The organism is Brachybacterium zhongshanense (genome assembly GCF_055385755.1).
Genome location: NZ_AP043790.1, coordinates 1,690,516 through 1,701,567 on the forward strand (window position 1 = coordinate 1,690,516; position 11,052 = coordinate 1,701,567).

General features: G+C 68.5%; 10 protein-coding genes. 1 reads left to right on the forward strand and 9 read right to left on the reverse strand.

Annotation, left to right across the window (positions count from 1 at the left end; genetic code table 11):
- Nucleotides 1–461: 461 nt before the first annotated feature.
- Complete coding sequence (locus tag ACZ5AJ_RS07630; protein ID WP_464138477.1) at nucleotides 462–1,184, reverse strand: demethylmenaquinone methyltransferase; 723 nt, start codon at nucleotides 1,182–1,184, stop codon at nucleotides 462–464.
- Nucleotides 1,185–1,404: 220 nt separating this feature from the next.
- Between ACZ5AJ_RS07630 and serC the strand changes: the two genes are divergently transcribed.
- A complete protein-coding gene (gene serC / locus ACZ5AJ_RS07635) occupies nucleotides 1,405–2,571 on the forward strand; it encodes a phosphoserine transaminase (protein ID WP_464138478.1) in 1,167 nt (388 codons plus the stop codon).
- Between the two features lie 158 nt (nucleotides 2,572–2,729).
- Here serC and ACZ5AJ_RS07640 read toward each other — a convergent pair whose 3' ends face one another.
- From ACZ5AJ_RS07640 to eno, 8 genes are all read right to left on the reverse strand, one after another.
- Nucleotides 2,730–3,209: a MarR family winged helix-turn-helix transcriptional regulator gene (locus tag ACZ5AJ_RS07640; protein ID WP_464138479.1), complete on the reverse strand. Its 480-nt coding sequence runs from the start codon at nucleotides 3,207–3,209 to the stop codon at nucleotides 2,730–2,732.
- The gene (locus ACZ5AJ_RS07645; RefSeq protein ID WP_464138482.1) at nucleotides 3,206–4,690 is read right to left on the reverse strand and encodes an NCS2 family permease; all 1,485 of its coding nucleotides are present in this window, start codon (nucleotides 4,688–4,690) and stop codon (nucleotides 3,206–3,208) included. Before ACZ5AJ_RS07645 ends, ACZ5AJ_RS07640 begins: the two co-directional genes overlap by 4 nt.
- A 52-nt stretch (nucleotides 4,691–4,742) precedes the next feature.
- The gene (gene nagB / locus ACZ5AJ_RS07650) at nucleotides 4,743–5,540 is read right to left on the reverse strand and encodes a glucosamine-6-phosphate deaminase (protein WP_464138484.1); all 798 of its coding nucleotides are present in this window, start codon (nucleotides 5,538–5,540) and stop codon (nucleotides 4,743–4,745) included.
- Nucleotides 5,541–5,852: 312 nt separating this feature from the next.
- The gene (locus ACZ5AJ_RS07655; RefSeq protein ID WP_464138486.1) at nucleotides 5,853–7,229 is read right to left on the reverse strand and encodes an NAD(P)/FAD-dependent oxidoreductase; all 1,377 of its coding nucleotides are present in this window, start codon (nucleotides 7,227–7,229) and stop codon (nucleotides 5,853–5,855) included.
- 131 nt (nucleotides 7,230–7,360) lie between these two features.
- Nucleotides 7,361–8,320, reverse strand: a complete 960-nt coding sequence (locus ACZ5AJ_RS07660) for a Ppx/GppA phosphatase family protein (protein ID WP_464138487.1) — start codon at nucleotides 8,318–8,320, stop codon at nucleotides 7,361–7,363.
- The gene (locus tag ACZ5AJ_RS07665) at nucleotides 8,317–8,862 is read right to left on the reverse strand and encodes a DUF501 domain-containing protein (RefSeq protein ID WP_464138719.1); all 546 of its coding nucleotides are present in this window, start codon (nucleotides 8,860–8,862) and stop codon (nucleotides 8,317–8,319) included. Before ACZ5AJ_RS07665 ends, ACZ5AJ_RS07660 begins: the two co-directional genes overlap by 4 nt.
- A gap of 77 nt (nucleotides 8,863–8,939) precedes the next feature.
- On the reverse strand, nucleotides 8,940–9,701 hold the full coding sequence (locus ACZ5AJ_RS07670; RefSeq protein WP_464138488.1) for an FtsB family cell division protein: 762 nt from the start codon (nucleotides 9,699–9,701) through the stop codon (nucleotides 8,940–8,942).
- Between the two features lie 53 nt (nucleotides 9,702–9,754).
- Nucleotides 9,755–11,041 carry a phosphopyruvate hydratase gene (eno, locus tag ACZ5AJ_RS07675; protein ID WP_464138490.1) on the reverse strand — a complete coding sequence of 429 codons (1,287 nt, stop codon included), beginning with the start codon at nucleotides 11,039–11,041 and terminating at the stop codon, nucleotides 9,755–9,757.
- Between the last annotated feature and the right edge of the window lie 11 nt (nucleotides 11,042–11,052).

The following is an 11,052-nucleotide window of genomic DNA, read 5'->3' on the forward strand; positions in this document are numbered from 1 at the left end:
GAAACAAACAACCAGCTACTGCTGATCATCCGTAAATCTTGCCAATCAAAAATATTGGCATCAACAAACAGACACGCTATTGAGATATCAAGCAACACGCGCACTCGATGCTCCGAGCCGTTAAGCTCTTCGTTCCGAGGCAACCCCTAAACCTTAGGGGCCCGTTTCCCTCTCTGTCAACTCGACCCGGTGTGACCCGCGCCTCCGTTCACTTCGAAGAGAACCGAAGTACCTGGTGAGGAGTGGTTTTCCGGTTTTCCATCTCTGGTCTCCCGTTTCGCCGATCTCCTCGGCACGAGGGAAAACATTACGCAGACCGCTCCAGCACGTCAACTCGAGAAGCCCGTTTCCGGCGTGGCCTCGACCACACCCAGCAATAACACTCCATCACCGCAGGTCAGCGCACGACTTACCGCTCCGTCCCCACTGTATGGGGCGCAGTCGGGGACCTCCCGGGACCTTCAGCGATGCGAGGACGCCTCGAGCTCGTCCTCAGCGACGATCCCTCGATGCAGTGCGACTATCCCGCCGGACAGATTGCGGTACTGGACCCGTTCGAGGCCGACCTCCCGGAACCAGCCCTTCAGCTGCTCCTGGTCAGGCCACTCCAGGATCGACTCTGCGAGGTAGTCATAGGCATCCGAGCTCGTTGCGACTCTGCGCGCCATGGCCGGCAGAGCGCGCAGCAGGTACCGCTCGTACAGGGTGCGGAACGCCCTGGAGCTCGGGGTCGAGAACTCGCATACGACCACTCGGCCGCCGGGCCGGACGACCCTGGTCATCTCGGCCAGCGCCAGCTTGGGCTGCTGCACGTTCCGCAGGCCGAACGAGATGACTGCCGCGTCGAAGGAGTCGTCGACGAAGGGCAGGTGCTGTGCATCCGCGCCCACGAACGGCACCGGTGCACCGCGCCGTCGGCCCTCCGTCATCATCCCGAGGGAGAAGTCCGCGGCGAGCACCCGTGCCCCGCTCTCGGCGATCGCGGCGCTCGACGTCCCCGTGCCAGCTGCGAGATCGAGCACCTCAGATCCTGGACCGAGCTCCAGAGCGTCGACCATCGCCGCTCGCCACATCCGGACCTGACCGAGCGCGGCGACGTCGTTGGTGATGTCGTAGCGCTTGGCGATGCTGTCGAACATTCCGGCGACGTCATAGGGCTTCTTGTCGAGATCGGCACGGCTCATGGTCCGATCCTGCCAGAACCGGGGACCGCGCATCGCCGCTTCCGGCACGGCGGACGCAGCTGTGACGACGTCCATCCGATCGCGGGCCGATGCTCCGACGTCGGACTGTGAACCGTCTGCTGGACTCCTGCGCCCCTCCTGCTGTCGTCGCTGGCAGGATGGTGCTGCCCGCGGTCGACGCATCGGACACGTCGACCGCCGAACCCCGAGGAGAACCACGATGAGTGATGCCCGCACCGCGCGCGCCGAGAAGATCCGCGCCCTGACCATCCCTGAGCAGCTGCTGCCTGCGGACGGTCGGTTCGGTGCCGGTCCGTCCCGGATCCGCGATGAGCAGGTCGATGCACTGTCCACCTCCTACCGCTCCGTGCTGGGCACCTCTCACCGGCAGAAGCCGGTCAAGAGCCTGGTCGGCCGAGTGCGGGCAGGCCTCACCGATCTCTTCTCGCTCCCCGAGGGCTATGAGGTAGTGCTCGGAAACGGCGGTTCCACCGCCTTCTGGGACATCGCAGCGATCTCCCTGGTCGAGAAGAGGTCCCAGCATCTGGTGCTCGGCGAGTTCTCCCAGAAGTTCGCGACCGAGACCCGCAACGCACCGCATCTGGGCGAGCCCGAGGTCATCTCCGTCGACCCTGGCGCGCTGCCCACCCCTGTCGCGAGCTCAGCCGTCGACGCATATGCCTGGCCCCAGAACGAGACATCGACCGGAGTCATGGTCCCCGTCCGACGTCCGGACGGCGCGACCGAGCAGCAGCTCGTCCTCGTCGACGCCACCTCGGCGGCGGGCGGGATCGCCACCGACATCACCCAGACCGATGCGTACTACTTCGCCCCGCAGAAGGCATTCGCCTCCGATGGAGGGCTGTGGCTCGCGATCCTCTCCCCCGCCGCGATCGAGCGAGCACAGCGCCTCGAGGCCGCAGGGGATCGCTGGGTCCCCGCGTTCCTCTCCCTGACCTCCGCGATCGAGAACTCCCGCAAGGATCAGACGCTGAACACTCCCGCCATCGCGACGCTCGCGATGCTCGCCGACCAGATCGACTGGCTCAATGCTCAGGGCGGTCTGGCCTGGGCTGACGCTCGAACCTCGGCGACCAGCGGCATCCTGCACGAGTGGGCGGAGCGTCGTGACGAGCTCACCCCGTTCGTCACCGATCCGCAGGCACGTTCCCAGGTGATCACGACGATCGACATCGATGACGAGATCGACGCCTCCGCGATCACCGCGGTGCTGCGCGCCCACGGCGTCGTCGACATCGACCCCTATCGGAAGCTCGGGCGCAACCAGCTGCGCATCGCGACCTTCCCGGCTACGCCCGAGGAGGATGTGCGGGCGCTCGTGGCGGTGCTGGATCACGTTCTGGATGCTTCTGCTTCCGGTGCCTGATCAGGTCGTCGAGAGCTCGGAGGGCCGAGTCGCTCCTAGAGGGCGGCCCGGCCCTCCTGCGTCGTGGGGACGGGCGGCGACGGGCGTCCCGAGGTCGTGGGAGAAGGCTCATCGGACGACGGGTACGTCGAGGCGGCCACGTCGTTCGGGTCGTCGACTCAGTCGGGTCGGCCGAGGAAGGAGCGCCGCAGGATCTCCGTCGCCTCACGGAGCGTCTGTCGCTCGTGCACGCTGATGTCTCCGATGCGCGTGCTCAGCCAGGCATCCCGTTCCCGGCGTCCGCGAGCCACGACATCATCGCCCTTCTCCGTGAGCGAGACGAGCACCTGCCGGCCGTCCTCGGGGTCTGAACAGCGGACGATGAGTCCATCCGCCTCGAGGCGCCGCAGGATCCTGGTCATCACCGGAGGCGAGACATGCTCGAAAGCCGCTATCGCGCCAGGGGTCGCCTCGCCGTTGCGCTGCAGGTAGGCGAGGACGGAGAACTGCGAGGCCGACACCCTGTCGTCGGCGGTACGGGTGCGAAGGATCCTCGAGGACACCAGGAGCACCGCCCGCAGCTGCGCCGCGAGCTCCGCGTCCTCCTCCGAGGTGCCGCCCTCCGAGGTGCCGCCCTCCGCGCCGCCGGCGGCGCTCACAGCACCAGGCCCTCGATCGCTCCGCGCAGGAAGTACACGACGAACAGCGCGCCGATGACGTACATGAGCCAGTGCACCTGGCGCGCCTTGCCCCGCACGATGAGGATCAGCACGTACATGATGAAGCCTGCCCCCATGCCCACGGTGATCGAGTAGGTGAACGGCATCAGGATGATCGTGAGGAAGGCCGGGATCGCCTTCTCCAGATCGGTGAAGTCGATCGAGGTCACCTGGGTCATCATCAGGAAGCCGACCATGACGAGGGCCGGTGTGGCGGCTTCATAGGGCACCATCGCGACCAGCGGGGAGAACAGGGTGGTGAGCAGGAAGGCCACGCCGGTGACCACGGCTGCGAGCCCCGTGCGAGCCCCGTCGGCGACGCCGGAGGTGGACTCCACGAAGCTGGTGTTGGAGGAGACGCCGCCGACGCCGCCGGCGATCGCTCCCAGGGAGTCGACCACGAGGATGCGCTGCGAATGCTCGATCTCCCCGTTCTCATCGATCATGTCGCCCTCGGAGGCGACCGCGACCATCGTGCCCATGGTGTCGAAGAAGTCCGCCAGGAGCAGCGAGAACACGATGACGCTGGCACCGACCACGCCCACGGCCGTGAAGCCGCCGATCGGGTCGACCGTGAACAGGGTGGAGAAGTCGGGCAGCTGGATCGGCAGTCCCTCCAGCGTCGGCACGTTCATGCTCCAGCCGTAGGGGTTCGCCGCTGCGCCGTCGGATCCGTCGGAGTACGCCCCCAGATGGAGGACCTGCTCGAGCAGGATCGAGACGGCGGTGGCGACCACGATCGCGATCAGGATGGCTCCCGGCACCTTGCGGACCCACAGCAGGAGCATGACCAGCAGGCCGACGACGAACACCAGGATCGGCCAGCCGTACAGCGAGCCGTCTCCGCCCAGCTGGATCGGGGTGCCCTCGGCCGAGGTGACGAAACGTGCGTTGTAGAGTCCGATGAACGCGATGAACAGGCCGATGCCGACGCTGATCGCCGTCTTCATGAAGCCGGGGACCGCGTCGAACACCGCCTTGCGGAATCCGGTGAGGACGAGGATCAGCACGAGCACGCCCTCGATCAGGACGAGTCCCATGGCCCCCGCCCAGGTCATCCCCGGCAGGGAGGCGACGGAGTAGGCGAGGAAGGCGTTCAGACCGAGCCCTGCTGCGAGGGCGAGAGGGAACTTCGCCCAGGCGCCCATGAGGATGGACAGGATGCCCGCGATCAGCGCAGTGCCCGCGGCGACGGCTGCCAGGTTCGGTTCTGTTCCTCCGCCGAGGTAGTGCCCAGTGGAGTCGGGGACGGTGCCGATGATGAGCGGGTTCAGCACCACGATGTAGCACATCGAGAAGAAGGTGACGAGCCCGCCGCGGACCTCGCGGGCGACGCTCGAGCCCCTGGCGGTGATGCCGAAGAAGCGGTCGAAGGCGGTGACGGGGGCCGGGACGGCCGTGGAGGAGGGGTCAGCCTGCATGCCAGGAATCGTATAGGCAGCGGACCGCACCCGCTCCTCCCAGAGGGGCTCCTCAGATGTGACGTGCGTCGACGGAGCGCCCGGCGACCTCCTGCGCGAAGCGGTAGTCCTCCGTGAGCTCGAGCTTCGAGGCTGCGGCCTCGTCGACCACGACAGTGACGTCGGGATGCAGCTGCAGCACGGTCGCGGGCCAGCGAGCACTGATCGCCCCCTCGACGAGATGGGCGACAGCCTCGGCCTTGCCCTCCCCCGTCGCGGTGAGCACGATCCGACGCGCCTCGCTCACCGTGCCGAGGCCCTGGGTGAGCACGCGGACAGGGACGTCCTCCGGGCTGTCGAAGAAGCGGGCGTTGTCCTCGATGGTCCGACGGGTCAGTGCAGCCATACGGGTCCGGGAGGCCAGCGAGCTGCCCGGCTCGTTGAAGGCGATGTGGCCGTTGAACCCGATGCCCAGGATCTGCAGGTCCACGCCGCCAGCTTCCGCGATCGCACGGTCATAGCGTGCCGCCTCGGCGACAGGGTCGCTCGCGGTGCCGTCGGGCGAGTGCACGGCGGCGTCATCGATGTCGATGTGATGGGTGAAGCTGTCTCGGATGAAGCGGTGGTAGCTCTGCTCGTGCTCTCGCGGGAGACCCACGTACTCGTCCAGGAGGAACGCACGGGCATGCGCGAAGGAGAGCCCGCCCTCGCGGTGTCGGCGGATGAGTTCGCGATAGGCCTCGACCGGGGAGGAGCCCGTCGCGAGACCCAGCACGATCCCCCTCTTCCCTGCACGCCGGATCTCGCTCTCGAAGACGTCAGCGACGGCGACGGCGCCCTTCGCCGCATCGGCGACGACGATGATCTCCATGGTTCCTCCAGCCTGCCCCGCGGGGCCCACTTGCCACTGATGACTGATCTTGCTCAGATGAAACATCCGCTGATCACGTTCACTCACACCTTACGTCAGCAGCCCGTTGGGCGTCAGGGCCGATCGTCACTCGGCATCGTCGGGATGCTCAGCCTCACACGCAGAGCGGCAGGCGCACCCGGCTGATCGCGCCCAGCGGGGCCCTCTCCGCCCTCCGAGGATGTCGAAAGATGCAGAGAGGACCCCCTGGCCGAGGCCAGAGGGTCCTTTCTGCGGTGGGGCGTCAGGCGCTCATCGCGCCGTCGCCCGCGATCACTTCTTCTTGGGGCCCGAGTTCGCAGCGAGCTCGAAGGCGGCGCGCGGATCCGTGGACTGCGGGATGCCGATGATGTCTCGGCGCGAGATCAGATTGGCAGCCCAGCCGGCCAGCACAGCAGCCTTGCGACCCAGCGTCGGCATCGCGTACACGTGGTACGCGCGAGCGGCGGCCCACGCCGGGAGACCGCGCACGTCGATCTCCTTGTCGCCCAGGTTCAGTCGGCCGACGCCCTTGTACATGCCCAGGGTCGCCATCACGCCGAGGTTCTTGTGGTAGTAGTCCACCAGCGGGCGTCCCTGGACGGAGCGCGCGATGTTGTCGGCCACGCGCTTGCCCTGGCGGGTCGCATGCTGGGCGTTGGGCGGGCAGAACTTGCCCTCTCCCGACGCGAGATCCGGCACGGCCGCGCAGTCGCCGGCGGCGAAGACGTTGTCGATCGGCCCCTCGGCGCCGTTGACGCGGAGATCCGCGAGGACGTCGATCTTGCCCATGAGCGGGCCGCGCTCGGTGACCACCGGGAGATCCGAGTTCTCCTCGTCGGCCAGCAGCGGGTTCGGCTTCACGCCGGCGTTCCACACCAGCAGATCGGACTCGAACTCGTCGCCGTCGCTGGTCTTGATGACCCCGTCCTCGGCAGAGTTCAGGAAGGTCTCGAGCTTGACCTCGATGCCGCGCTCGCGGAGCTGGTTGAGCACGTAGGCCCGCTGGTCCTCGGTGAGCTCCGGGAAGACGAACGGTGCCGCATCGATGAGCACGAAGCGGATGTCCGAGGCATGCAGGTCGGGGTAGTAGCGCAGCGCATCGCGCACCATGTCCTCGGCCTCGGAGACAGCCTCGCCACCGGCGAAGCCGCCGCCGATGAAGGTGAAGGTGAGCAGGCGCTTGCGGGTCTGAGGATCCTTGGTCGAGGCGGCCTCGGCCAGGTTCGCGAGGATGCGGTCGCGCACGGCGATCGCCTCCTCGACCTGCTTGAAGCCGATCGCGTTCTCCGCGAGCCCGGGGATCGGGAGCAGTCGCGGGACCGCACCGAGGCCCACGACCAGGTAGTCATAGGCGATCTCGAGCTGCGAGTCGTCCTCGGTGGTGACGACGACGACGTTCTCGCCGCTGCGGATCGAGGTGACCGAGCCGGTGACGACCTTCGTCCCTGCAAGGACCTTGCGCAGCGGGGCGAGGACGTTGCGAGGATCGATGCTTCCCGCCCCGACCTCGGGGAGGAAGGGTGCGTAGGTCATGTACGGACGCGGGTCGACGACCGTGATCGCCACCTCCGAGCCGAGGGTCTTGCGCAGCTCGGACGCGGCCGTCAGGCCGACCGACCCGCCGCCGAGGATCAGGACATGGGGCTTTCCGCCGAAGGTGGTGTTCATGCACTCAGACTAGAACCGACGCCCCTCTTGTCCAAAACTCGGATGAGTCGTGGACAGCCCCGTCGGCCTCGCGGAACCTGCACCCGGTGTGCTCCGGCAGGGCCCGGCGCAGGCGCTCGGATCGCCTCCGCTCAGGCGCCGACGGGCCCGATCCGGTCCAGTTCGGCGAGCGCGATGCCATCGAGGATGTCGTGCTCGCTGGTGCGCTCCGTCGTGATCCCCGCGGCATCGGAGACCCTGCGCAGCACGCGTGCCCAGATCAGAGCGCCGGCGCCGATGACGTCGATGCGTCCCGGATGGATGACCCGCAGCGCAGCGCGCTCCTGACGGCTCATGCCGAGCACCCGCTCGCAGACCCTGATGGACTCCTCGACGCCGAGGCTCGCACCATGGGTGACATCGGGCTCGTAGGTCTCCAGGCCCTGTGCCACAGCAGTGATGGTCGTCACGGTTCCTGCGACGCCGACGAGAGCCCGAGTGCGTTCGACAGGCACTGCCGCGAAGGCCTCGTCAAGGAGCTCATCGATGTCAGCCTGCGCAGCGGCGATCTCCTCGGCCGTCGGCGGATCGGAACGCAGGTGCCTCTCCGTCAGCCGCACGGAGCCCATGTCGGTGCTGATCCGGGCCTCGGGCAGCAGCTCTCCGAGGACCAGCTCGGTCGAGCCGCCGCCGATGTCGACCACGAGCCGCGGACCGTCGGCGAGGTCCGCGATCGTCGAGACGGCGCCCCGGAAGGACAGCTCCGCCTCCTCCTCGCCGGAGATGACCTCCGGGACGACCCCGAGGATGCTTCGGATGCCATCGATGAACACGTCGCGGTTCTCGGCGTCGCGCGTCGCCGAGGTCGCGACGAAGCGGATAGCCGCCACGTCATGACGGGAGATCAGCTCGGCGTAGCCGCGTGTGGCGGCGAGGGTCCGCTCCACGGCGTCGGGGTCGAATCGACCGGTGCGATCCACGCCGTATCCCAGCCTCACCATCTCCAGCCGCCTGTCGAGCTCGACCATCGCTCCGGTGGCCGGATCCCGGCGGGCGATCAGCAGTCGGATGGAGTTGGTGCCGCAGTCGATCGCGGCCACTGCCCTGCTCATCGCACATCTCCCTCTCGAGTGCCGGCCTCGTCGGCTCCGGAGCCGACAGCCCTGTCGATGATCGCCGACGCAGCGGACTCCTCAGGATCCTCGCAGCGGCAGCGGAGCTCGACTCCGCCGTCGATCGAGGCGAGGACCTCGTCGGCCACAGGGTTGATCCCGGGTCCCTCGGCCAGCGCCTGCCCTGCCAGCGCATGCAGGCACTTCACGCGAGCAGGCATGCCGCCGGCGCTCACCTCGGCGACCTCCTCGGCGGTGCCGAGCTCGTCTCGGCGCGCGAGATAGCGCACATGGGCGAGACGGTACGCGGCGGCGAGCTCCTCGTCGGCCGCGAGGCGCTCGGTGAGCTCGGCCATGGCGCCCGTCGCCTCGATCCGCGAGATCTCCAGCGTCAGCCACGGCAGGGTGAGGTAGAGCGACGTCGGGAACGGGGTGCCGTCCTCGAGCCGTGGGCGGGTGCGCACCACGGCAGGACGCCCGCAGGCGCAGCGACGTGCGATCGAGACCACACCGCGCATGTCGCGGCCGAGCTGCTCGCGCATGACCGCGAGGTCGTCCTCGGTGGCGGGGGTCTCGTAGGGCAGCGCGGGCAGGGCCTCTGCTGCGAGATCGTGGGCGTTCACGGGGTGGTGTCCTCGGGGTCTGCGGTTTCTGCGGTGTCTGCGGTGTCTGCGGTGTCTGCGGTGTCGGGGTCCGTCGCATCGGTGGAGCCGGCGACCTCGTCTGTCGGATCGCCGGATTCGCCGGTGGCGTCCCCCTCGCCCGTGGTGTCCCCGGTGTCGGGGATGTCCTCCGGGGTCAGGCGGCTGGCTCCCTCGACGCTGCTCCACAGCGCGGAGAACCACTCCTCCTGGGTGGCCTCCTCGGCGGACTGCTCATCCTCCGTCAGCGGCACGTCCTGCCCGGAGGTGTCGGTGAGGCGGTACTGCGTCTCCCCCGGCATGGCGAACAGCAGACGCTCGCGAGCCTGTGCAGCGACGTAGGCGGGATCCTCCCAGCGATCCACCTGCGCCTGCAGGTCGTCGACGTCCTCCTGCTGGGAGGAGACCTGCGAGCGCAGGCTCGCCAGCTGCTGCCGCTGGGCCACGTAGGAGTTGACCGTCGGCACCAGAGCCGCCAGAGCTATCACGATCAGGGAGACCAGCACGAGGGTGCGGCGGGTGATGGTGATCCCGGGGCCGTCGCCCGAGGATCCCGGAGCCGTCGTGGAACGAGGACGGGCGGCCGCGGCGGGGCCTCGGCTCGAGCCTGCGGCACCGGCGGACAAGCTGCGCGGCGTGCCGCCCCCGGGTGTTCCGCGCCGGGCGCCCCCGCGCCGACCTCCGGATGCGGCGACCGGGCGCCTCGCAGCTCGCGGGGCGCCCGGTCGTCGTGAAGTCATGCGGAAAGGCTACCGCCTCGGACCGAGGGAGGTCCCAGGCGGCATGCGGCCTCTCAGGCCGAGAAGCGCGGGAACGCCGCGGCGCCGGCGTAGACGGCGGCCTGGTCCAGCTCCTCCTCGATGCGCAGGAGCTGGTTGTACTTGTTCACGCGCTCGCCGCGAGCAGGAGCTCCGGACTTGATCTGGCCGCAGTTGGTGGCGACCGCGAGGTCCGCGATGGTGGTGTCCTCGGTCTCGCCGGAACGATGGGACATCATCGCCTTGAAGCCCGCACGATGCGCGAGCTCGACGGCGTCGAAGGTCTCGGTGAGCGAGCCGATCTGGTTGACCTTCACCAGGAGCGCGTTGGCCGAGCCCTCCGCGATGCCGCGGCCCAGACGCTCCGGGTTGGTGACGAACAGGTCGTCGCCCACCAGCTGGACCTTGGAGCCCAGCTCGTCGGTGATGGTCTTCCAGCCGGCCCAGTCCTCCTCGTCCAGCGGGTCCTCGATGGACACCAGCGGGTAGGCGGCCACGAGCTCGGCGTAGTAGGCAGTCATCTCGGCCGAGGTCTTGGCCTCGCCCTCGAACTGGTAGGTGCCGTCCTCGTTGTGGAACTCGGAGGCCGCGACGTCGAGCGCGAGCGCGACGTCCTTGCCCGCCTCGAAGCCGGCCTTGCCGATGGCCTCGACGATCAGGTCGAGAGCAGCGCGGTTGGACTCGAGGTTCGGCGCGAAGCCGCCCTCGTCGCCGAGCCCGGTGTTGAGGCCGCGCTCCTTGAGCACTGCCTTCAGCGCGTGGTAGACCTCGGCGCCGACGCGCAGGGCCTCCCGGAAGGACTCCGCGCCGATCGGAGCGATCATGAACTCCTGGATGTCGACGTTGGAGTCCGCATGGGAGCCGCCGTTGAGGATGTTCATCATCGGGACGGGCAGGACGTGGGCGTTCGGGCCGCCCAGGTACTGGTAGAGCGGGACGGCGGCGGAGTCCGCGGCGGCCTTCGCCACGGCGAGGGACACACCGAGGATGGCGTTGGCGCCGATGGAGCCCTTGTTCTTGGTCCCGTCGGCCTCGATCATCGCCTGATCGATGGCCCGCTGCTCCTGAACGTCGAGGCCGACGACCACCGGGGCGAGGTCGTCGATGACGGCGGACACGGCCTCCTCGACGCCCTTGCCGAGGTAGCGGCCCTTGTCGCCGTCACGGCGCTCGACGGCCTCGAAGGCGCCGGTGGAGGCGCCGGAGGGGACCTCGGCGCGGGCGAAGGTGCCGTCGGAGAGCAGCACCTCCACCTCGACGGTCGGGTTCCCGCGGGAGTCGAGGATCTCGCGGGCGTGGACGGCATCGATGAGAGCTGCCATGTGCTGTTCCT

Bases quoted from the DNA above. Each gene is read 5' to 3' on its own strand.
- ACZ5AJ_RS07660 (WP_464138487.1), bottom strand. From the start codon at position 8,320: ATGAGCAGGGCAGTGGCCGCGATCGACTGCGGCACCAACTCCATCCGA.
- ACZ5AJ_RS07655 (WP_464138486.1), bottom strand. From the start codon at position 7,229: ATGAACACCACCTTCGGCGGAAAGCCCCATGTCCTGATCCTCGGCGGC.
- serC (WP_464138478.1), top strand. From the start codon at position 1,405: ATGAGTGATGCCCGCACCGCGCGCGCCGAGAAGATCCGCGCCCTGACC.
- ACZ5AJ_RS07670 (WP_464138488.1), bottom strand. From the start codon at position 9,701: ATGACTTCACGACGACCGGGCGCCCCGCGAGCTGCGAGGCGCCCGGTC.
- ACZ5AJ_RS07630 (WP_464138477.1), bottom strand. From the start codon at position 1,184: ATGAGCCGTGCCGATCTCGACAAGAAGCCCTATGACGTCGCCGGAATG.
- eno (WP_464138490.1), bottom strand. From the start codon at position 11,041: ATGGCAGCTCTCATCGATGCCGTCCACGCCCGCGAGATCCTCGACTCC.
- ACZ5AJ_RS07645 (WP_464138482.1), bottom strand. From the start codon at position 4,690: ATGCAGGCTGACCCCTCCTCCACGGCCGTCCCGGCCCCCGTCACCGCC.
- nagB (WP_464138484.1), bottom strand. From the start codon at position 5,540: ATGGAGATCATCGTCGTCGCCGATGCGGCGAAGGGCGCCGTCGCCGTC.
- ACZ5AJ_RS07665 (WP_464138719.1), bottom strand. From the start codon at position 8,862: ATGCGCGAGCAGCTCGGCCGCGACATGCGCGGTGTGGTCTCGATCGCA.